Genomic DNA, 23322 nt, shown 5'->3' with positions numbered 1-23322 from the left:
CTTTTTCAACTATTTATCAACTCCGTACAAAAAACTTGCCGTTACGTTTCCACCGCCATGGAGGCCGTTGGCTACCTGCAGACTACCCTCATGCTTTTCGCAAAGAACTTTGCAAATGTAAAGCCCCAGTCCGTGATGTTCATTGGCATCCCATACCTCTCCTCGATAAAAAGGAAGTACGGCCTTGCGGAGCGCCACTTCGGAAAAACCTGCGCCGTCATCCGCGACGGTTATAGAAAAGAAGCCCTTGCCGACGTTATAATGAACGCTTACGTGACTAGAGGCATATCGCGCTGCATTTACGATCAAATTCTCAAAAACCTGCATCGCCAAATGGACATCGACGGTTATTTCGTTCGCTTCCGCGGCAATGGATGAACCGAAAGTCTTACCATTTCGTCCAGTAACTTGGCGCGCGCTGTCATTCAGCAAGGAGATGAGTTCATCCGTTTCAATCCTACGGCTCTGTACCGGCATATCCTCCAGCTTCTGAATAGAATTCATCGCCTCCGTGTAGCTTTCAAGACGGACGATATGCGCCTGCATCGTTTGAATCGTGTCCAAGAGTTTCTCCTCGGATATCTTGCGCTCCGGCAAGTAAGCGGTCAGAAACTCGGAGTACCCTTTCAGAACGGATAGAGGCGTTCTCAGATCATGGGCAAAAATAGCGTTAAGTTGCTTCCGTTCCTCGACCGATCGCCAGAGCGTTTGGTGGTTTTTCTCCAACTGACCGCGCATGTTCTCAAATACACGGCATAATTCCCCCATCTCATCCCGGCTGTCGTAAGAAATATGAAACCCCAAATCGTTCGCCGAAATTTTCTCCGATGCCTGCATCAGGATTTCAAGCGGTTTTTTCAGTTTCCACCGATAAAACAAGCTGCCCATCAGGACGATGCCGACGGCAACCGTTAACAGGACAACCGCAACGAGGGAAGGCAGCAACCAATCGTTCACGGAAGAATAGCCGGCAAACCGCAACCGTATACTTTCCGCCCATCTAAACTCCAATGTGATGACGACTAGAACGGCGATGAGCGTAAGGCAGCATAATAGGATGAACGATTGCAGCAAGGTTAACCGCTTCAGGCTCAGCCAGTTTATCATTTTCGCCATTTGTAACCCACTCCCCATACCGTTTCAATCCTGTCGTCGAAGCCATGCTCTTTCAATTTGACACGAATTCGCCTGATATGCTCCGCTATTACGGCGCTGTCGCCTTCGCCGTCCAGTCCCCACACTTTTTCAAAAATACGCTCTTTGTCGAACACCATTCCGGGATGCATGGACAATAGCTCTATAATATCGAACTCTTTTTTGGCCAAGGGAATTTGTACATCGTGGATGTAAAGCGCGCGAGCCGAATAATCAATGGCCAAATCTTCGCTAAACCTTACGGACGTTTTCGTTTGGCTTCGCATCTCCCTGCGCAAATGTGCCTCTACCCTCGCGCCCAGCTCATGAAGGCTAAACGGTTTGGCTATATAGTCATCCCCTCCGGCCTGAAATCCCGATATTTTATCCGCATCCTCGCCGCGGGCGGTTAGAAACAGGATCGGACAAGACACAAAATGCCGGATTTTCCTGCATAATTCCAGACCGTCAAGCTCCGGCATATTAATATCCAGCAACACAAGATCCGGTTGATTCTCTATTTGCCGCAGCGCCTCACTGCCATCCTTCGCCGTCATCACAAAATACCCGTTTATTTCAAAGTAATCCGTGAGCAGTTTGCGAAGATCGGCTTCATCATCTACGATCAGTATCTTTTTCATAAGCCCTCTCCGCCTCCCCTATCAACTTCTCTGGATCCAGCATAACAAAAATCGCCGTCCGATTCCCGGTAGGGATCGTGAACGGCGACAATTTTAGAGTCACTACTTATGTAGCAGCCTTTTTGGGTAAATGCAGAGATCACTTTACAAAGCTATCGGCCAGTTCCGCCAGCACCTTGCCAAGCCGGTCAAGCTGCTGTTCATTAGCTTCTATGCAGATAGGCTTAGCTTTTTCAAACTCCTCTTTTTTCTTGAAACGTTGACGGAAGGTGACCTTGGTCCGGCCATCGATGTCCTCGAAGGTAGCCGTTACCCGAAATTCGTGAACGTTTAGATGATCAATCACGACCCGCTCCGTCGGCACGAACTCAACAAAGACATTATGGTTAGGATAATCCACGCCATCTGGTCCGTGCATGGTGAACTTCCACGTACCTCCCGGCCTCATATCGCACTCGTGAAACGTATTCTTAAAGCCTTTCGGTCCCCACCACTTTGCTAATAAATCTGGGGTTGTCCATGCCCGAAACACAAGCTCCTGTGAGACATCGTACTCGCGCGAAGCCATAAGTTCATTCTCACCTAATATCAATGTTCTTACCTCCCCTTCTACTATCTTGCTCAGTGTGTCCAACATGTTGTATGTACCGTGCTCTCGTATTTCCGGCGTATCATGTTCGTCAAAGAATGCACCTTGGCCTGTGGCCGGATTCCGTTTGCCCCAACGGAGTGAACCACCCGATTTGATCATAAAACCGCAAGGTTCGTACGGTAAGCCTCGTCAGCTTGGCAAGGCGCCCGACCTTCCAATGTCGCTTCTGAACCATCCCCACTCTTTGGCGCTAGCTATGTACCGGTATCTCTATTGTAAAACGTTACGTTACGTAAGGTTCAAGTGAAATCGGGGCGCTCTGCCAGAATTTTTTTGCGCTCTAATTTTTGAACACAAGCTATTGGTCCAAGCTTATGACAGCGACATACAATGTCACTACAAGCTCGCAACGAGAGCACCCGCGATAACGGCTGGTCGCGCAGCACATCGACTTCCTAAAGATGAAATCCCCTCTAAGTGGAATGACTGAGTACATGCGCAGCAAAAGTTTGAATGTAACCTGAGGAGACAGAGACATGGGTATTGTGGGAGCCATGTCGCATTATTCATAATCTGGCTCAGCTTAATGAGCCTATCATCATAAAATTGCGAAAGGAGCTGCTGCGGCAGCTCCTCCGTTATATTGTTAAAATATTTAACAATCTATCTGGTAACGACTTCTTTTCTGGCATTTCCTTTGAGCATGTCCTTCAATGACCGTATACGCCACCGACGTTCCTCTTCATCCACGGCTGCTATAAGGGCGGGCCTGACGGGTCGATGCGAACGTCAGTCCCTTATTTGGACTCGATGCGCCCCAGGTGGATGTCGCTCTCTTCTAGAGCCGCGCGAGCTGCCTGCCAGCTGGAATCGTCGAGGCCGAGCTCATTTCGAAGATAGGCCAACGTGATCTGCTGGATCAAGGCGACTCGTTCGGGGCTCTCGTCCGTCGTCTCCGCGACGCTGTAGCCGGGGATCCCGCCAAGCGAGTGCTCGGCTCCGAAGAGGGTGAGCAGGCTCTTGCTGCCTGGGCTCAGGAAGTACGGGTCGGTGAACCAGTCCGGCCCCCGAGTGGACAGTTGGGACTGGTCATGATCTCCCGCTACCACGAGGGTCGGCGTGCTCATCTCGGCGAAGCTCGGGTTCATGAAGGGGAAGTGCTCTGCCGCGAACGGACTCAAGTCAGCACCACCCTTGCCAGTCGTGGCAAGCAGCACGCCCGCCTTGATTCGTGAGTCGGACATATCCTCTCCCGGCTCGCCGTGGGTATCAAGGACTCGTGCGCCGAGCAGCATGCTCACCGTCTGGCCTCCCCAGGAGTGTCCGGCTGCGGCGATACGGCTTCGATCGAGGCGTCCACTGAGACCGGGGACGGAGGCTTCAAGGTGATCAAGCTGGTCGAGGATGCGCTTCATGTCCTCAACTCGGAAACGCCAGATCCGTGGCGTACGGGGATCTTCAGGAGGAAGGTTCAGCGTCCTCGAGTCAAGATGGGTAGGTTGAATGACCACGAAGCCGTGAGCAGCCCAGTAGTCGGCCAACGGACCGTAGCCGTCCAACGACCAGCCAAAGCCGTGCGAGAAAACGATAATAGGCAATTTATTCCCTATGGCGGGCGCAGACACTCGCACTTGCAGATCTTCGCCACGGCCCGGGGCTGATAGGACTACCGGCTTCACCGAAACGACTGGAGTAGGCACACTAACTTTAATTTTCATAATAAATGTTCCTTTCTTGAAAAAAGATTAGCCAAACCGTTACGGGGAGAAAGCGGTCAAGCTGGTTCCTGAAATAAACCGGCAGTTCCAGTTGATATGTCAACCTTCGTCAACTGTAGCATATTGTAGTTGACACGTCAACCATGCTATGATGTTCCTATGAACAAGAACGAGCTAAACCAAGAGGAAATGCGAATATGGCATATGTGGAAGGGCTCCTTTCAGTGCATCTTCGGTCGCGTAATAAAAGAGATGTCCGAGCAGACAGGACTGTCAGAGGGTGATTATGGGGTGTTGGATCGGTTAGTCCTTTTGGGGAACGGCAACCTTCGCCAACAGGAATTAGCCGACTCGATGGACTGGGACAAGAGTCGACTGTCACACCATTTGACGCGGATGGAAAAACGCGGACTTGTGATGAGGAAGCCGTTAGACACGGATCGCGGTGTTCAAGTCATCATCACTTCTATTGGAGAAGCGGCATTGGATGATGCCCGTCCCATAGTTTCCAAGGCAATACGCAAATATTTCCTTGATCATTTAACTGATCAAGACATTGAGTCGATTACCAGGCTTGCGGAGAGTACAAAAACAGGGTCTTCCGCGTCTAGTAAACCACCTACGCCGTGACCCGTTTTTTGAAGTCATTCCTTCAGTGGATAAGTCAATCGTACTCAATAAATAGAACTCTCCAGACGCGGAGAGTTCTTTCTTTTTTTTATCCATATACTTCGCCTTGGCGACAGTTAATCTATTATCCCTAATTATTTTTGCCGCATCTTCATTAACCACATCGAGAGTCTATATATAGTAAAATATTATCGTAGTTCTACAGCGATTATTTGTTATCAAATGAAGCTCAATACCCAACATTCAGGTGGTGATCGATCTATGACTGTGACTAACAGCAAAGCAAAAGCAATGGGAGCGTTTCTCAAATCACGCAGAGAACGACTTTCACCGGAGGATGCGGGCCTGGAGTTCGCGAGCGGACAACGGAAGACGCCCGGACTGCGGCGCGAGGAAGTCTCCTTACTAGCGGGCGTGAGCGTCACCTACTATACGTGGCTGGAACAAGGGCGAGATTTAACTCCGTCTAAAGATGTGGTCGACAGCATCGCCCAAGCACTCCGATTATCTCCAGCCGAGAAGAGTCATTTATATCAGCTCTGGAACCCGCATGCATTCGAGACGCCTTTTGCGGGCCCAGCCGTCGTAGATCCGCATATGCAGAAGATTATAGATCAATTGACATACCCCTCTCACATCACCAATGAGAGAAGCGAAGTGCTAGCTTGGAACAAGGCAGCTCAGGAGACGTTCACCGACTTTGCTTCCATTCCTGTCCAAGATCGTTATTTCATGCGTTTGTTGTTCGAAGATACGGAAATGCGCAATCGCATCGTGAATATAGAAGAATTCTCGAGATATTCGGTGGGCGTGTTCCGAACTTATTACGATAAACACCGCGATGATCCTTGGTTTGAGACGGCAGTAGAGCATCTTACTCAGAACAGCCCCGAATTCGATCGATTGTGGGGACAATACGATGTTCAACTCAAAAAGGTCAACCGGATTGTTTTGCAGCCCCCCGGTACCCATCAACCTGTTGCTTATGATATCCATTCCTTGGTGAATTTGTCTGACCGCCCGGATATCCACATCTGCATTTACACCCCGGCTACAGAGGATCCGGGTTCTGACCGTTAATATTTTTACTAGTAAAAACGTTGTGTGGTTGCCTTGGTAAGGATCGATTAGAATGGGCTCATATTCGAATAATCCTAACGCCAGAAATGAGGGGTACCTATGCTGCAGCAAAGAAAACTAGGAGAAGAAGGACTTGAAGTGTCGGCCATCAGCCTCGGGACGATGATGATGCCTGACAACGACGAATCCGTGCGTACGATTCAGGGAGCATTGGATATGGGCGTGACGATGTTTGATACAGCCGACCTTTATGGGACGGAATACACGCTCGGGCGGTTTGGGGGAAATGAAAAGCTTGTCGGACGTGCACTTAAAGGTCGGCGCGATGAGGCCGTTATCGCCACCAAATTCGGAATCACGCATGGACAAGGTCCGAAAGGGGATCCCGCCTACATCAAGAAATCCGTTGATGCCAGCCTCTACAGTCTGGGACTGGATTACATTGATCTCTATTATCAGCATCGCCCCGACCCCAATACCCCTATCGAGGAAACAGTCGGCACGATGTCTGACCTCGTAAAGCAAGGGAAGATTCGATACATCGGATTGTCGGAGGCGCCAGTCAATATTATCCGACGGGCTCATGCGGTACATCCCTTAACCGCAGTCGAAACCGAATATTCCCTATGGAGCAGGGAAGTGGAGGACGAAGTTCTCCCGGTTCTTAGGGAGCTGGGTATCGGTCTAGTCCCTTACAGCCCGCTTGGCCGCGGCTTCCTGACCGGCCAGATCAAGAAATTTGAGGATTTGCCGGAAGACGACTATCGGCGCTATTACCCGCGATTCCAAGGCGAGAACTTCGCCAAGAACGTTGAAGTTGTCTCCCTGATCGAAAAAATGGCCTCTCAAAAAGGCTGCACCCCCGCCCAATTGAGTCTAGCCTGGCTCCTGGCACAAGGCGAGCAGATCGTGCCGATTCCGGGAACGAAACGATTGGACCGCGTGCAAGAGAACCTTGGAGCGCTGCAAGTGACGCTGTCAGCCGACGATCTGGCGGAGATTGAACGTATATCCCCCAAGGGCGTGGCCGCAGGCGGCCGCTTCGGCGCCTTCTGACAAGCATCCGAACTTTCTGCATCAGAATAAAGCCTAAAAAAATCGCGTCCTCCAAAGGAGAACGCGATATAAAACAGCTTCACTCTTTATTTCAACATCGTCATGAACGTTTTCTGGCGACCACCGCTAACCGGCCGTTTTCGGTCGAGTACTCGCACGTGGACAATACAATAAGCTTGTCGCCATACCGGGCTGTTACGCCCGTGTCATAAAGAGCGAGTTTTTTGATATTCTGAACATACGAATCGAACTCGGTAGGCGTACTTACATTCTCAATCTGGTAGTATTTAAAAACGTTGTCCGATTTGCGATAAACTTTTGACAGAATAACGGCAACAATCTCATACTCTCCCTTTTCGTAAAGCGTGCTGAACTGGAACGTTGCATGCTCTTTATAAAAGCTTTCGTTCTTGTACTTCATTAAATCTTTAAACATCCAGCCGCTTTTCATGTGATGCCCATGAATCAGCATAATGTCCGAACCTTTGGTCCGGCTATGCGCGTCCATAAAAGGGAGGCCGCCTTTGTTTTCCTTTTTATCGAAATCATGATTGAGGTAGTACTCCGCATCCTGTGGATTCTGCATGACCGGGTACTCAATTCGGGTGCCGTCCATCTTCAGCCAGCCGACGATGTCCGAGTTCCTCTCGTAAAGTTCTCGAAATTCGGGAAGCATGACCGGCTCATTCGCTTTATTGAACAAAACGGAGGGGGATGCAGCCCCTCCGCCTTTGTCCGATCCTTCCACCCAAGCTGTTGCCAGCTCTTCGATTTTCTGCTTCTCAGCATAATCCCGCAGGAAAATTCTCGCAACATTGACGAGAGAAAATACCAACACAAGGAAAGAAACGGCGATAAGAATTTTTTTGGTTTTGCTCATTTTCTTACCGCCTTTCCGATCATTGGATGTGCTTTTTCTTCTTGTTTCCGAGTAGACAGAACCCGATTGTCATCAAGGACATCAGCGCCAAAGCCATATAGAAGATTGGCGATACGCTGTTGTCTCCGGTTTCCGGAGCATCGTCCAGTTCGTTATTTCCATTGCCCGCACCCTTATCGGCTAAGTCGCTGACATCAGGCACGTTGTCGATGTTGTTATTCCCATTGTTGACGTTGCCAGGCTCGGAGCCAGGTTGGTCAGGAACAGGGCCTGGGTTTTCCGGCTCTGGTGCTGGGTTGACAGGACCTGGGTTCTCCGGCTCTGGTGCTGGGTTGACAGGGCCTGGATTCTCTGGCTCTGGTGCTGGGCTGACAGGACCTGGATTCTCTGGCTCTGGAGCTGGGCTGACAGGACCTGGGTTCTCCGGCTCTGGTGTTGGATTAACAGGGCCCGGATTCTCCGGCTCTGGTGCTGGGCTGACAGGGCCCGGATTCTCCGGCTCTGGTACTGGGTTAACAGGGCCCGGATTCTCCGGCTCTGGTACTGGGTTAACAGGGCCCGGATTCTCCGGCTCTGGTGTTGGGTTAACAGGGCCCGGTCCGCCGCCGGTGTTTATCGGCTTCATCGGCACGTCGTATCTTACAATGTCAAAATCGACAGAAATCGTATCACTTCTGTAAGTCTCGTATCCGTCCTTCGTGACGATCAGATAATAATCCGCTTCAGGAAACACCATGTACGCATAGAAGCCATTTGCGTCGCTATCTTGCTCCGGGCTCTTGTTGTCGTGCGGAGCAAAATTCGGAACTGAAGGAAGCGTTACTTTCGTATCCGGAATACGGCCGTTATCTCTATTCCGCTTCGTATCCGCATAATACAGTGTAACTTTGGCTCCGGCAATTTTCTTGCCAGTGTTAGCATCTCCTGTCGTTTCATCATAAACCGTACCGTAAGGGTCGACCAATTCCTCGGAAATATTCAGCTCTCCGTTAGCCTTCACGTCCAGTTGCGTCACTTTGAGGAGCAATTCTTCGCCGGTCTCGGCTTTATAGCGAACTTCCATGGTGTACTTCTGCTCGCTTAGCCCTTCCACGGAGAAGGTTCCGTTGGAAGCCATCGGAAACGCCTTGGGACGACCGTTCTCCTGAATATAATTGCCGTCCTTGTCCTTCAAATAGATATGCATCTGGCTGGCAAACGAATTGTTGAATAGCGCTGTTGTTCCATCCAACTGCTTGAACAGAACGATCCCTACCGCCGTAATGTCCGCCGGAACGGTCTCGTCCGTCACGCTGCCGTCTACTTTTGCTTTTTGCGTGAACTCGACAGGAACATCCTTCCCGCCTACCCGATACACCCTAGTATACGTGATCGTATAGTCGGTATCCGCCTCGGCAGGGACGAAATATTCACCCTGCTCATTCGTCCAAATCTTCTGCTGTTCGTTGTTCTTCTTGTTCGTCACGATGATTTCCGCGCTCGGAATGACTTCTCCTGTGTTGTTGTCACGCAGTACGCCTTCCAGATACGGGCGGGTATTGGCAAAGTGCGCTTCAGCCACTTTTTTCTCCGGAATGGTACCTGTGCGAACGAAACTTTCAGGATCCGTCACATAGCCGTCTTTCGTATAATCATCCTGGGTCACCTCATACTGGAGATACGTCGGAAGACCTTCTATAACGATCGTCTGGCCGTCGGTAAGCTCGAAGGTGTCTCCGCTCGTAATCGTTCCCTTGCTGCCGTCCGACTTCTCATAGGCGTAGGATTTGTCCGATCCCTCGCCTGTGAAGGTGAGCGTGTACTGGAACGGCTTCGACTTGTCGTCGTCTTTGCCTTTAACCGTGTTGCTGATGAGCAGGCCTCCTTCGATGACTCGCACGTTCGTGAACGGGGCGTTTTCGTCGTTGCCTTCCATGACTCCGGTATAATATCGTTCCTCAGGGTTGGTCACGTATTCGTCGGCGGTGTAGTCCTTCTCGGTAACTGTGTATTTCAGACCTTCAGGCAGACCCAAAATATCCAGCGTCTCTCCATGCTTGAGTGTGAAGGATTCGCCAGACTTGATCGTGCCCGGTGTACTCGTCGCGCCATCCGACTTCGTATACGCGTAGCTTCCATCCTTGCCTGCTTCTTCAAAGATGACAGTATACTCGAACGCCTTCGTCTTGTCGCCGCCATTGCCCATGACCGTATTGCTGATCGTCAGCTTGTTGACGGTCCGATCATTGGTAAAGCCCGCTTCGCGATCGGCACCCGCCATGACTCCCTCATCAGATAATCCCACAGGGGTAGTCGTGTAGCCATCATTCTTGTAACTGTCCTGGGTGATCGTGTATTTCAAGTTGTCGGGAAGATCCTTAATTTTAAAGATCTCGCCATCCTTGAGCGTGAAAGTATCGCCGGATTTGATCATGCCCGTTGTGCCGTCTGAATGCTCATAATCGTAGGCTTGATCCTTTCCTGCACCGTCAAAGGTCACCGTGTACTTGAACGGCTTGTCCAGTTCTGCGCCGTCGCCGGTTACGGTATTGCTGACGGTCAGATCGTTAACGTATCTCTTGTTGACAAAATCTGCTTTATGGTCGCCTTTATTCACGATTGTGCCGGACAGCTCTCTCGTCTCCGGCTCAGTTGTGTAACCGTCAACGGTCGTATAATCGGCCTCGGTTACGGTATAGACGAGATCCGCAGGCAATGCCGGGAGCGTCACAGATTCCCCGTGCTTCAGGGTAATCTTGTCTCCGCTCTTGATCTTGCCATACGTATTATCTGGCTTCTTATAGGTGTACTCTCCGTCCTTGCCTTCGCCGGTGAAGGTCACGGTGTACTCGAACTCTTTGTCCGGATCGCTGCCGTTGCCTTCCACCTTATTGCTGATGGTCAGCTTACCTTGGGCCGGCGTAGGCACGACCAGCGGATTAGTGCTATCTACCAGATTGCCGTCCACCCAGATAGGGTTAAATGGTGTACTAGACACACGCACGTTATAAACTCGCTCGGTAGGCAGATAGGTCGTCTCGTCGATCCAGGTTTCCTTCAGATCGTAAAGTCCTACCTCGACGTTAAAAATCAGCTCGCCTTTGCTGTCGGTAACTCCCTTGATCGGAGCGCCCTTCTTGTCAAGAGCTACCGTACCGTCCTTGTTATACAGCGTAAACTCTACGCCCTGCAGCGGCTTGCCGTCCGGATCGACCTTTTTCAGCTTCAGAATAGGCTGCCATCCGGCACCGCCACTAATGTCTGCACTTTCTACCGTGTATTCCGCATGGCTGCTGACATCCTTTGCGGCATCGTCGCCCATCATCTGCACATTGTTGCCCGCCTTGTCGCCGACACCGAGTACAGTGCCGTCGATTTCAGTCTGGTAGACGAACAGATACAGCTTGTTCGGGTTCGCCATCTTGAAGGTCAGAGTCGTTGTCCCGTCTGTCTCCTTGTTTGCCGCCACCTTGACCTCGCTGTCCGGAGCGTACAGATCAAGAGCCTCGCCGTCCTGGGCCAAAGCTCCGCTAGCCGTTAGCTTGGCAGGATAGACCGCCATATCGGGAGCCCGGAGCGAGAGTCGGTCAAATTCATCATTGCGCAGTTTAAGTCCCTTGCCTAAGGTATCCTGCAAGTAGGCGGTATCCTTCACGGTAAATGGCGGGGCATATTCCACGGTCCACTCCAGCACCCCAGGCGCTGCTTTTTTCACTGTTTTGTTTATGGACTTTGACGGAGGAACGATGACTTTACGCTGAATGGGCGTCTTGTTATCCCGCTCGACGTCGACTACCGTATTCTCGTCTCCCCATTTGATGCGCAGCTCTGCCTTGTTATATACCGTCTGTTCTGTCTGGCCGGCATCGGCATATTGCTTGAGGGTTGCAGCCGTTGGCCCCGCCTTCACCAAAATCACGTAGGGCTGGTCCAACTTCGTAAAGCTAAACGTCCCCGCGTTGCCTGCGGCAGAAAAGCTTACCAGATTTTCGGGAGCGGCAATAGGTACACCAGCAGTAGCGTCGACCCTTAACCCATAATCGGCTCTTGCCCCTTGATAAATCTCAAATGCTTTCCCCTCGGAATATGGCTTAAACTCCCAGCCCTCGGGGAGGATGTCGACCACCTGAATATTTTGTGCGACATGCGTGCCGCCATGCTTGGCCATTTCCTCGGTTTTGATTCCGTTGGCATTGACCGACAAACGGAAGGTTACCGTGTTGCTCGACCGGTCATAGGCCGCTCTTGTCCAATAGTCCTTCTCATTTCCGGAGTAGATAAAACTGTTGACCTGATTTGGCGCAACATTATCTTCCACACCGGTTGCCGGGTTCACCGGCTTTGACGCAAAGAGCATGCCCTTGGTCAGCATGCCGCTGTTGAAGGCGTTATTGTTCGAACCTGCGCCCATTACATAAGTTCCACCGTCGAACAGAGATACCTGATTGTAAAAATTAGTCCCGAAATTGTGTGCAAAATGCTTCCAGTTCGTCAAGTAAGTATTAAAGGTATACGTATGTACCTTCTCTCCGGTTGTAAGGCCGGTGACGGCCAGGATCTCGGCGACGACCTTGCCATTTTGGGTAATTGTGTAGACTTTTTCGGTTAACCCATCGGCAGAGCTAAAGGAACCTGGCTTATACCGCTGCCAGTATCTTGGATTTGCCGTATTTTTGGTTCGTATTGCCGTCAAGAGTGCCGAATCGATGGGCGGGCTGACCTGAACGTTATTCCAGTCAATGTCGCTTCCATCTCCGTACACGAGCAGGTCATAGATGTTGCCGTCCGGCATCGCGTCCAGCGGCTTAACGGTCACCTTCCATCCTAAAGTACCTGATGTCAAATCACCGCCGTTGGCCGTCTTGCTCAGGCTATTGATCGCTTTGGTGACCATCGCCTGGTCCGTTACCCCGATGTCGTTGTTTTGCCCGTTCCCGTCCGCCTGGTCCAGATTCCACTTGGCGGTAGCCTTGTTAGTAAAGCTGGTTTGCGTGCCGGTAATGTCGGTGACAATGACCAGTCTCACCGGGCCGTCCACATTTCCGAAGGAATAGACATCGTCTGCGGGCTTCGTCGTAATCGTTTTTATACCCGACCATGCATTTGCTTCAGATTTCTGAAACGTTGCAGACTTGAAGGTGAGTCCGGCAGGGATGGCATCCGTTATGACCAAGTCTTGCAGAGGCTTCCTGTTGTATTTGGCATTATGGTTAACCGTAATGGTCCATGTAATGGTGTTATCCTTGTAGTTCTGCACGCCATCCTTCTGAATCCAGACGGGCTTAAGCGCAACAGTCCACAGATTACTTGCTGCCAGCTCCGTATTGTCCGCTTTCAACAATTTTACTGGACTTGTTGCCGTACCAGTTGTCGCACCATTACTTACTTGTTGTGTCGAGCTGAGGTCCCAGCTATTATCATTATACCGATAATGATTATAATATTTTTCCTTTGGAATCCAGGTTTCGAAGATGACGGTTGCCGTATCGCCGATATTGTCAGGGAAGGTGTAGGTCAGCTCGCCCCCATTATAGGTCGGCGTTGCTCCTGCCACAACATTGTTAGCGGCATCCTTTACCTCAAAGGAACCTGTCACATAATTGCCTACATTAGTCAGATCATTGGAAAAGATCATTCCGTCTAGCGGCAGCTTGATGTTGACGTCGTCCATGTCAGTCGCGGTGACGATCGCCTGCCATTTAACTTTGCCGGCTTGAAAATCGGTGTTGGATATCTCCACCCTGGCTCGTTGCTGCGTATAGCTAGCAAAGCTGTCCGTGTTACTGTTGGAGCGCAAGCTGATGCTGTACTTCGCTGTAACTTCCGGGTTTTCCAACATATAGCCGCTCCCGAATAAGGCGAGGGGCTTGGTCGTGCCGTAGTCCATGCCCGCCACGTCTGCCTTTGCGGTGGTGTCGAAGCGGAAGTTAACGTTTGTCCCCTGGAGGAATAGGCTATCGTCGCCGTCAAAAACGACCTTAATGCTGGTCTCGGTGAAATAAGCGGTGCCCAGCTTGTAGTTTTGCCCGAACAGGGTGACGTCCAGAACTTTTGTGGCGTTCGTCAAGGTTACGCCCTTAAAATAATCCGCTTGCTTTAACTCAATGAAGTCGCCCTTCTGGATGTAAGTGTCCGGATTCTTTTCATCCGTTTCACTATCGCTCCGCATCGGCACACGAAGAGTTTCCGACGTGATTGTAAAAGTCTGCCTACCGTTGATCTTGTCAACGATCGGGTCGTAGCCAGGAGCTGTAGTAGACTTTATCTCACTCGAAGGAGTCCCTTGGGAAACCGTCAGCGGAAAAGGGGCGTTTTTGCCCATGAATAAACTCGTCTTATCCGTCGGCCCCACCGCTAACGGCGTGATATCCGGGGCCCCATATACCGCTTCGGTTACCGACGGTTCGGTCGCGTCCGGCGAGCCAACCTCGCTGACTGTTACCGCCCCGGAATCGCTCAGCACGCTCTCCGCATATGCAGCAGCAGAGAACATCACCGTCTGCAACGCCAGCAGAACAGCTAGGCAGAAAGCCATTACAGATTTTCCTACACTACGTTGTCGTCTCAATGCAAAATTCTCCTCCACTCCCTAAATTTATGGCGACATCCAGATCATCCACCCGATATAACGCTCAAGCGAATAGACATATTTCATTGCTTGATCCCAGCGGCCTGCACATCATAAAGTCTTGCAGAATTCCACAAGAACGAGTAAGTTGCCGTTGGAGTGTAGGGTATTGATCAGGCTTAGTATCTTTTCTCCTTTCCTCCGACATTTTTCGCCATTAATTAATGAAAAATCACATATTACGCCAATTCTCTACAGCGCACTCTTCATTTTACTAGAGCTACCTATACAAATTCTCGACAACCATTCGGCAAAGAAGCAAGTTTATGAATGGAAGCACTTCTGTAAATAAGCCAAAAACACGCCGAATCGGCGTGTTTTCTTTGATTGGTTGCTTTACTTCGCCAACTGGAAAGCATAAAGCGTTATATAAAATATTCTCCTTAATGACGAAAAACGTGCCCCGGGTAGGTTCCGGCCAGTTTGGACTTCTGCCTGACAAACTTAAACTTCTCCTCCAACTCCTTGGGTACCTCCATCCCTTCGGAAAGCTTGAAGCCAACCGCCCGCTTCTTCAGGTCGTCGACCGTATACATCACGTTAACCCCCAGGCTCTGGAACATGCCGTTACTTAGAGTACGGTTCCCGATCAAAATTCTGACCACCCGAATACCGGCCTCAACATCTTGCGAATCCAATAAGCGATGATCGTCCCTGGGTTCCATGAACCAGGATTCTGCAAGTACTCCATGTATTGATCGTTAATTATATAAGTCCATGTGGAAGTAGGGCTCTTCAGCCCGAACTCTTCCCACTTCGCCGGATCGTTCGATCCTCCGAGCTTTACGAGCATATTTGCCGAAGCTCTATTTATTTTAGCCGGAATATGCTCGAAGGCCTGGATGATTTGCGTATGAAATTCGTCGATCGGATTGCGGTTAGCAAGTTTCGTCAAATGGATGCTTTCGCGAATGTATGAAACATATTCTAGATGCTCAGCCCAGAACTTGTCGATATAATAAAGCCGTACCCGCTGCTCCGAAGGGCTCATCGGCGTCTCGCCTTTCAAAATTTCGAGCCGTTCCGCGTATAGAATACGTCGCTGTTCCTCCACCATATCCGAATAACCGTTCAGTTCCTGGCGGATATGGAAGTTCTGGCCCATCATAACGCGCTGAATATGCGTAATTTTGCTGTAGAGCACCGACTCTCCGAGTGCTTCGTCCTGCCTAAGATCACGATAGATGGGCGGAATCGCTTTATCGATACCAAACTGAAGGATCAAATCGTCCTCCAAGCTCACAAAAAATATGGAAGCCCCTGGGTCGCCTTGGCGGCCAGAACGCCCGCGCAGTTGGTTGTCGATCCGCACGCTTTCGTGCATATGCGTACCAATCACGTATAACCCGCCCAGCTTGGCGACAACTTCTGCCTGCGTGAGGTTACCTCCGCCGAGCTGGATATCGACGCCGCGTCCCGCCATATTCGTAGACACCGTCACAGCACCGATTTCACCCGCTTTGGCGATGATCTCTGCTTCTCTTGCGTCGTTCTTCGCATTCAGAACTTGGCAAGGTACGCCGGCAGCCGCTAGCGCCTCTGCCAGCATGTCAGACTCCCCAACGCTTGACGTACCAATGAGAATCGGACGTCCCGCCCTATGGACGGTCGAAATTTCTTGTACAAGCGCCTTAAGTTTGGCTTCTTTATGGGTATAAATCCGGTGCGGATGGTCGATACGTATGTTTGTCCGGTTCGGCGGAATTTGCACGACTTGCAGTGCATAAATATTTTCGAATTCCATTGCGGAAACGTGCGCGGTAGCCGTCATTCCGCTAATCTTCGGATATAGGCTAAGGAAGTGTTGAAGGGTGATCGTACCGAGAATTTTCCCGCCGGCTAAGGACTGCAACCCTTCTTTGGCCGCAAGAGCCGCTTGAAGCCCATCCGGCAAATGTCTGTTCTCCGCCACGCGGCCGGTATATTCGTCAATCAGCTCGATTTTACCGTCCCGGACGATGTAATCGACATCTTTTTTCAATAACGACTCCGCATGCAACGCGCAATTCAACGACGATAACAAATGGCTATTATGGCTTTCGTACAAATTGCCGCATTCCAGCAGCGATTCCACTTTCGCAGAGCCCGCTTCATTTAAATAAACATTCCGCTTGAACTCGTCGAAATCGTAATGCTCATCTTGCTCAAGCTGCCTAGCCACTTCTGCGAAACGAATGCCATCGCTGCCGGAAGATCCCGGCTCGCCGGCGATGACCAGCGGCACCCGCGCTTCGTCGAGAAGCAGCGAATCTGCTTCGTCGACGATGACGTAGTGGAAAGGACGGTGCACGGTATCGGCTTCGTCTAGGGCGATCGTGTCCCGCAAATAATCGAATCCCGCCTCTTTGGCCGTCACATAGGTTATATCCGCGGCGTACGCTTCTCGTTTCTCGGACAGGCTCATGCCCGCTTGAACCGATTTTACCATTAACCCGAGGAAACGATAGATCGGGCCCATCCACTCCGCATCTCGATGTGCCAAATAATCGTTAAAAGTCAGCACATGAACGCCTTCGCCTGTTAGCGCATTTAGATAAGCTGGCATAACAGCAGAAAGCGTTTTTCCTTCGCCGGTATGCTGCTCGATCAAAAATCCCTCGTGCAGAGCGATGGCAGCCATGATCTGGACAGCGTAAGGCTGTAATCTGAGCGTTCTCTTCGCTGCCTCGCAGACTAGCACATAGGCATCAACAAGCAGCTCGTCCAAAGGCGTCCCTGATTTTGCTTCTTTTTGCAGCCGGAGGGATTCGGCTTGAAGCTGCCCATCGTCCCAGGCTTCCAAACTCCGTTTCCTGATGAGCTCCGCTTGGTCCCGATAGACTTTCAGCTTATTCTGGGTAACGCGATCTTTGAATTTTTGCATCAACTTGGCGGCTAGATTCATCGGAATTTGATCCCTCCCAGGTTTCCTACTCATCCTTTAAACGTCGTTGGTACAAAACAACTGATGCAATCGTAAATACAACCGTCCATGCCAAAATAATGAGGAGGGGCTTTAATAAGTCTCCCGTTGTAAAATGTGTATTGCGTATACCTAGCAAATGCAAAAGTTGAATGCTGGGTGTAAACTCCAGCGCTTTGAAAATCGGAAAATCATCCATTAGTAACATTCCCCCATATGGTACCGCAGTAAATACGATTAGCACAGGGATTATAGAGAAAGATGCTTCAAGCACCGTCTTGGAGAATAAACCAGAAATCGTCCCGGCCGCTGTGTATAGAATAATTGAAAGAAGGATTGCTGCCACAAACGCCCATATACTAACTGGCTCATAGCCAAATAGATACGTAGCAATGGCCAAAATAACAACAGACATGACAAAGACTAAACTACTTTTACCGATTAAAACATCCACAGTCGTGGCCGGAGTCATCATTAATGATCGTAAAGTGTTACGCTCCTTTTCTTCCGCAATCAAGCAAGCTTGTGCAAAACTCGGCAGCATTACAAACGAAGTATTTAGAATTAAACCGAAAGTTGCAGTCGTCAAATCCGAGGGGGCACCTCGAAGACCCAATGCCATAATAATTGGAAAAATCAACAAAAGGGAGACGGCATAATTTCGTGAAAACTCTTTATAATCCTTCACAAATATCGCTCGCGCACGTTTCAATGAGATACTCATAGTAACTCACTTCCTGTCATTTTAATGAAGATATCACCCAGGCTTGGCTCTTTCGTTTCCAATCGATCAATGAACCCTTGTTTCATCCAATCGGCTACTTGATCAGCCGTTCCATCATTAATCGGGAGCTCGTAGGCATGCCCATTGATTAACTCAACACAAACTACGTTTTCTCGATGCTGTTTTTTAAGTTCCTTGGGTGAGCCGATGGTTTGAATTTGTCCCCGATACAAAATCGCTACTCGATTACATAGCAATTCTGCCTCGACCATATCATGCGTAGTTAAGAAGATCGTTGTCCCTTTCTCATTTAAGTAGCGCAAGCCTTTATGAATATGTGTTGAGTTTACTGGGTCCAAAGCCGAAGTAGGTTCATCCAAAAATAATAATTCTGGCTCATGGATGACCGCGCATGCCAATATGACACGCTGACGCATCCCTTTCGATAAGAGATTGACTTTCTTTTTGCGCTCTCCGTTTAAGTTCACAAACTGCAGCACCTTATCGATTGAAGATCTGGGAAGATCATACAATTGGCGATACAGCTCCAAATTTTCCTCAATCGATAATCTTTCATATAATCCGCTGTTATCCGTCAAAATGCCAAAGCGCATCTTCTGGGCAGACCGCTGCATCCTCTCCGCCGGCTCGTTAAATACGCTTGCCTGTCCGCTTGTCGGATTTAATTGCGCCGTTAAAATCTTTATTAATGTCGTTTTTCCTGAACCACTCGGACCTAGGAAACCAAAAATTTCACCTTTCGGAATGGAAAAGGACACGTCTGCTAACGCATCCTTATTTCCAAATCTTTTTCGAATATGTTCGACCTGGATAACAGCCATTAACACCACATCCTTAAGTTGTTCGCTTAAGTATATAGGGATTGCATATCTCCAGCCATCAAAATCCGCCGAAATGTAGCTGTTATCGCCTGAATTGTACCGCTTAATGCTTGAATGGTCGACAATTTCCCCGGAAATTAAATGTTGAGAAGCGCTTTTAAATCTTGCAATTTTGAACGAGATAACGGGACCACGGCATCTTGACCCGTATTTAAGCGCAAGCTGTAGCTATTCTTCGTCCATGTAATAATCTCTCTTACTTTTTGCAGATTAACGATGTAGGATCGATGACACCTAAAAAAACCGAAATTTAACAACCTCTGCTCGAGCTCGGTTAGCGTCAAAGCACAGACATAATTTTCTCCACCTACATGCACAAGGATTGAACCATCCATACTTTCTATGTAATCGACTTCAGGAGGATCAAATAAAATCACCTTGTCATTTTTTTTCGTATAAATCTTCTGCAAGGTGATATTGCCCCGATCTTGTTCCGCTTCCTGATTATTATCTTCCGAGTCCCGAATATCCAATGGATGAAAACCGAGCTCGTTCAATCGATAAATGGCATCACAGGAAATAAGGGCATCCTCTAAATTCGAGGTTAAAATTAAAATCTGCTTCTCTTTCGAAAGGTCATCCAAAATTCGTTTAAAATGACGACGGTCTTCTTCTTCCAAGTAAAAGTAAGGTTCCTCCAATACAATCGTAGGCTGATGCGCAAAAAAGACACGCAGCAATGTCACATATATCCTTTTCGATGAGCTTAGATCCCTGATCCTTACCTTCCGCTCTTCTTTTAAAGCAAAATAATTCATTAACAGAGCGACACGGTCATTCCTCTCCGTTACACGGATTAGAAAAACGATCAGCTCTTCCACCGTTAAACGAACATACTCGTTTTGCCCAGCTCGAAACAAATAATATTGGGAATGATGCGTCAATTGATTCATTAAAAGCTGCTTTCGCTTCAAGTCCGTTATAATACCGATCGATTGGTTCGATGTCATATTTAATTCGATCTTCGGTAGAAGTAATTTCCCATTATCATAGATTGGTTGAAATTGCATGCCGTCCTCCCGGTCAGTACCGCTATAGGATATATATTACAATTATAATGTTGGGATACTTTTTTGTCATAGATATCAACAAAGGTCGGGAAAATACGATGAGAGAGGATTGTTCATGTTACCACGCATTCAAAATTTGGATCGGCTTACACTCAGCGCTAGATCATAAACGTATTTATGGGGCGGTTCTCCAAATCCATGCCCCGCAAGGATAGCCACAAAAAAACTTGCCATTACTTATGACACGGTTCACCTTAACGGAGCAATCGGCGAAAATAATGGCCACCTAAACGGTGCCTCCTAAACTGGATCAAAAGAAGCCTTAAAAAAAGCCTCCACGTAAATGTCGACCTTCTTTCGTCTTCCTTCGATATGAATCGATGCAACCTTCTTTTTAATCTTCACCCAAGTTTTTTAGATTTCCTGTATGATGATGTTATGAAAAGAATATTATCTTTCATGGATTGGGGTATATTCGCTCTTCGTTTATACCATTATATTTTGCTGTTGTCCCGGGTTCTGGCAGTAAGTGAGTTTTCGAACCGAACATTATTAAACGTGATCTGGCTGAGCATAGCTCTTGTCGTCCCTTTGCTGTTCTGGTTTCCTGGGCGCCGGATGAACAAGGTCTGGTTTTGCATACTGGAACTATTGCTTGGCGGTTCTTATTATGTGAATTCTGTCATTCATCCGGATCTGACTTCAAAAGCGGACTATTTGCTGCCGAGTCTTACAATGGGGTACTTATTGACTAAGCAAACCCTTTGGATCATTCCCTTACTTGTTTTTATTCCCTTTTCCTTTCAGTCTTTCCTAAGATTATCTTGGGAGCAAACCCTAAGTATCGGAACAGACAATCTGCTGTTCTGCTTCATTGGTATGTGGGCAAGCTTCGTAGCCAATGCGTATGATCAGAAGAATAAACTGGCAGCCGAAGTGGAGCATCAAAATAAACTGTTAACTCACTACTCGGCCGAGATCGAGAAAATGACTTTGCTTGAAGAGCGCAACCGCATGTCCAAGGAGCTTCATGATACACTGGGGCATTCCTTTATCTCACTCATTCTGAGCCTCGATGCTTCTATTGCCCTTATGGATAGCAAGCCTGCCGAAGCCAAAGATCGGTTAATTCGCTTAAGAACATTGGCAGAGAAAAATCTGGACGAAATGAGGAACATCGTACACGAGATGGGGGAAGAAGAGGAATCCAGTCTGATCCGACAGGTTGAATCCCTAGTGGTCCGTTTCCGGGAGCACACGGGTACGGCCCTGACATGGAGTCTGCCGGAGACAGAGTGCTCCATACGTTTTGAGGTACGGCATGCGATCCTTCGGGTTATCCAGGAGTCCTTTACAAATGCACTAAAACATGGAAAGGCGTCTCAACTGCATCTGGAGCTTAGATTTTCTGAGAGCCATCTGCAATTGTCCATTCGAAATAACGGCAAACCGATCGACAAGCTAAATTATGGCTTCGGCTTGACCACGATGAAACATCGGGTTGAGCGGTTGGGAGGCAGCCTACACCTATCATCTGTGGAGGGAACTCCAGTGATAACCGAAGTCCGATGCGAGATTCCGCTGAAAGGAGTGATGCCGTATGGTGAAGATTAAAGTGCTGCTGGCTGATGATCAAGAGTTAATTCTCGAGAGCTTACATATCGTGTTATCCATGGAACCGGATTTGGAAATTGTCGGTTTAGCCAAGGATGGCGAAGAAGCCATAAAGGGCTGCGAGCAGTTTATGCCGGATATTGTGTTGATGGATGTCAACATGCCTGTCATGGACGGCGTCGCTGCAACGGCCCTGATTAAAGAGCGGATACCTGCAACCAAAATCATCATGCTGACCTCCCATAAGGAAGTAGAACATGTGTTAGCGGCTTTAAGCTATGGAGCAGAAGGATATCTACTCAAAGCCATTCATCCCAGAGACCTGGCTGCAGGCATACGGGTGGTCCATGCGGGAGGGACATTAATTTCGCAGGAAATGGCGAGTAAAATGATCAAGAACATGAACAATACCACCCCTGCGAAAAATAATGAATTTGGGCTCACTGCCCGTGAAGTCGAAGTGCTGCATAAGCTGGCTGCTGGCCTGCGTAATCAAGACATTGCCGAGGCGCTGTATCTTAGTGAAGGGACGGTCAAAAATTATATCTCCACGATTTATTCGAAGTTGAATGTGAAAGGAAGGCGGGAGGCCGCCCGTAAAGCCCGAGATTCGGGATTTATGGATCATTAAAAAGCCGATCCCCAAGAAGCTGGTAACCTATTAGGGTTGCCGGCTTTTTATGAATATAGCCATAGAATAAATTATGACAAAAGCGCACTGTCTCTTTATGACTTTTTCAGCCTATACTCATAGCATCTAACAACAGAGGAGGCGATGAAAGACATGAAGAAAAAAATGTCTAAAAATAAAGAGCTGCTGCAGAATGGCAGGAAGTTAAGTGCTTGGAGTTCATTTTGGCGTTTTCCAATCGTCTGGATGCTTGTGGGAGCTATCGGTATTGTTCTTATCGATACGTTGTTCCGACAGCTGACTGAGCGAGTGGATGGGATGATTTCCCTTGTCCTTACACTAGTGATGGGGTTGCTGGCCATCATGGTTTATAAGCTCACACTGACATACCTAGCCCGGCGTTCCACTCCAGAGATAGCTAGGCAACGCGCAGGGATTGAAGCTGTCCTTGGCGTACTTACCGGGACAATCTTTATCGCAGGGTCCGTCTTTATTATTATGGCTCTGGGAGGGTACTCCTTTCAGTGGGCAAGTTCTGCGAATGCGGGTTCTGTTCTCATATCCTCCATTGGAGCAGCTTTAGGAGCAGCCATTATCGAGGAACTTATCTTTCGTGGACTTATGTTTCAAGCCATTGATAAATTGGGAGGGAAACTGCTCGCACTTGCTGTGACCTCACTATTCTTTGGAGTTGCCCATCTTGGAAATCCAGGGGCAACATTATGGAGCGCGTTCGCCATAGCCCTGGAAGCAGGTGTTCTGCTCGGAGCGGCCTTCCTGTGGCGGCGGAACTTATGGTTTGCCATGGGGCTGCATTTTGCATGGAATGCCATTGAAGGAGTGCTAGGCATTCCTGTTTCCGGACACTCAGCTCCCGGTCTATTTACTGTAGAGGTGAACGGTGCCGCACTTCTCACAGGGGGCGATTTTGGACTTGAAGGTTCCATTGTTCCGGTTGTAATCAGTCTTCTGATCTCCATTCCAATGCTAATTGGGGCTGCACGTTATCGAAGGGTTAAGGCCCGGAACCTTCCTGTATCAAAGTAAACGACTGACCTGATCCCTCCTAAATAAATTTCAGATCTAGAAAGGACGCTGTACCCACCAATATAAATCACTTGCAGACATAAATCGAAATGAGCCCGGTATAATTACCGGACTCATTTCATGAAACTGCCCAATACATATGATATCTGGCCAT

At 49.0% G+C, this 23322-nt stretch carries 16 protein-coding genes and 2 pseudogenes; 6 read left to right on the top strand and 12 right to left on the bottom strand.

Translation table 11 applies throughout. The features are described from left to right. Positions 1–9: 9 nt before the first annotated feature. From AK95_RS07740 to AK95_RS07725, 5 genes and pseudogenes are all read right to left on the bottom strand, one after another. Positions 10–1116: a HAMP domain-containing sensor histidine kinase gene (locus AK95_RS07740; protein WP_071219397.1), complete on the bottom strand. Its 1107-nt coding sequence runs from the start codon at positions 1114–1116 to the stop codon at positions 10–12. Next, entirely contained in the window at positions 1104–1775 is a 672-nt protein-coding gene (locus AK95_RS07735; RefSeq protein WP_071219396.1) for a response regulator transcription factor, read from the bottom strand. Before AK95_RS07735 ends, AK95_RS07740 begins: the two co-directional genes overlap by 13 nt. A gap of 139 nt (positions 1776–1914) precedes the next feature. Continuing rightward, positions 1915–2367, bottom strand: coding sequence for an SRPBCC family protein (locus tag AK95_RS07730; RefSeq protein ID WP_083397559.1), 453 nt, complete (start codon positions 2365–2367; stop codon positions 1915–1917). A gap of 106 nt (positions 2368–2473) precedes the next feature. Continuing rightward, a pseudogene (locus tag AK95_RS33390) lies at positions 2474–2602 on the bottom strand (MerR family DNA-binding transcriptional regulator); the annotation flags it as partial. Positions 2603–3164: 562 nt separating this feature from the next. Further along, positions 3165–4085, bottom strand: coding sequence for an alpha/beta hydrolase family protein (locus AK95_RS07725; RefSeq protein WP_071219395.1), 921 nt, complete (start codon positions 4083–4085; stop codon positions 3165–3167). A gap of 159 nt (positions 4086–4244) precedes the next feature. On the opposite strand from AK95_RS07725, the gene AK95_RS07720 reads away from it, so the two are divergent. From AK95_RS07720 to AK95_RS07710, 3 genes are all read left to right on the top strand, one after another. Next, positions 4245–4715, top strand: coding sequence for a MarR family winged helix-turn-helix transcriptional regulator (locus AK95_RS07720; protein ID WP_071219394.1), 471 nt, complete (start codon positions 4245–4247; stop codon positions 4713–4715). Positions 4716–4976: 261 nt separating this feature from the next. Further along, positions 4977–5795 (top strand): helix-turn-helix transcriptional regulator, encoded by an 819-nt coding sequence (locus tag AK95_RS07715; protein ID WP_071219393.1) that lies wholly within the window; start codon positions 4977–4979, stop codon positions 5793–5795. A gap of 102 nt (positions 5796–5897) precedes the next feature. After that, the gene (locus tag AK95_RS07710) at positions 5898–6851 is read left to right on the top strand and encodes an aldo/keto reductase (RefSeq protein ID WP_071219431.1); all 954 of its coding nucleotides are present in this window, start codon (positions 5898–5900) and stop codon (positions 6849–6851) included. Positions 6852–6951: 100 nt separating this feature from the next. On the opposite strand, the gene srtB is transcribed toward AK95_RS07710, so the two are convergent. The 7 genes and pseudogenes from srtB to AK95_RS07675 all read right to left on the bottom strand — a co-directional run bounded on the left by srtB (position 6952) and on the right by AK95_RS07675 (position 19876). Then, on the bottom strand, positions 6952–7731 hold the full coding sequence (gene srtB, locus AK95_RS07705; protein WP_071219392.1) for a class B sortase: 780 nt from the start codon (positions 7729–7731) through the stop codon (positions 6952–6954). A gap of 19 nt (positions 7732–7750) precedes the next feature. After that, positions 7751–14278 carry a DUF7601 domain-containing protein gene (locus AK95_RS07700; RefSeq protein WP_071219391.1) on the bottom strand — a complete coding sequence of 2176 codons (6528 nt, stop codon included), beginning with the start codon at positions 14276–14278 and terminating at the stop codon, positions 7751–7753. Positions 14279–14720: 442 nt separating this feature from the next. After that, a pseudogene (locus tag AK95_RS07695) lies at positions 14721–14889 on the bottom strand (phage tail protein); the annotation flags it as partial. 38 nt (positions 14890–14927) lie between these two features. Continuing rightward, entirely contained in the window at positions 14928–17222 is a 2295-nt protein-coding gene (gene secA2, locus AK95_RS07690; protein ID WP_071219390.1) for an accessory Sec system translocase SecA2, read from the bottom strand. A 25-nt stretch (positions 17223–17247) separates the two neighbouring features. Then, positions 17248–17964, bottom strand: a complete 717-nt coding sequence (locus tag AK95_RS07685; RefSeq protein ID WP_071219389.1) for an ABC transporter permease subunit — start codon at positions 17962–17964, stop codon at positions 17248–17250. Further along, positions 17961–18806, bottom strand: a complete 846-nt coding sequence (locus AK95_RS07680; protein ID WP_071219388.1) for an ABC transporter ATP-binding protein — start codon at positions 18804–18806, stop codon at positions 17961–17963. Before AK95_RS07680 ends, AK95_RS07685 begins: the two co-directional genes overlap by 4 nt. Before the next feature lie 137 nt (positions 18807–18943). Beyond that, positions 18944–19876, bottom strand: coding sequence for a LytTR family transcriptional regulator DNA-binding domain-containing protein (locus tag AK95_RS07675; protein ID WP_071219387.1), 933 nt, complete (start codon positions 19874–19876; stop codon positions 18944–18946). Positions 19877–20314: 438 nt separating this feature from the next. Between AK95_RS07675 and AK95_RS07670 the strand changes: the two genes are divergently transcribed. The 3 genes from AK95_RS07670 (at position 20315) to AK95_RS07660 (ending at position 23168) form a co-directional block, all read left to right on the top strand. Further along, positions 20315–21490: a sensor histidine kinase gene (locus AK95_RS07670; RefSeq protein ID WP_071219386.1), complete on the top strand. Its 1176-nt coding sequence runs from the start codon at positions 20315–20317 to the stop codon at positions 21488–21490. Then, positions 21477–22121 (top strand): response regulator transcription factor, encoded by a 645-nt coding sequence (locus tag AK95_RS07665; protein ID WP_071219385.1) that lies wholly within the window; start codon positions 21477–21479, stop codon positions 22119–22121. The genes AK95_RS07670 and AK95_RS07665 overlap by 14 nt, the downstream gene beginning before the upstream one ends. A gap of 153 nt (positions 22122–22274) precedes the next feature. Further along, the gene (locus AK95_RS07660; protein WP_201259365.1) at positions 22275–23168 is read left to right on the top strand and encodes a CPBP family intramembrane glutamic endopeptidase; all 894 of its coding nucleotides are present in this window, start codon (positions 22275–22277) and stop codon (positions 23166–23168) included. Positions 23169–23322 lie beyond the last annotated feature (154 nt).

It is taken from the genome of Paenibacillus sp. LC231 (assembly GCF_001860525.1).
Lineage (GTDB): Bacteria > Bacillota > Bacilli > Paenibacillales > Paenibacillaceae > Paenibacillus_AQ.
The sequence above is the reverse complement of the archived record's forward strand: the minus strand, read 5'-3'. Positions and strand labels throughout refer to the sequence as shown.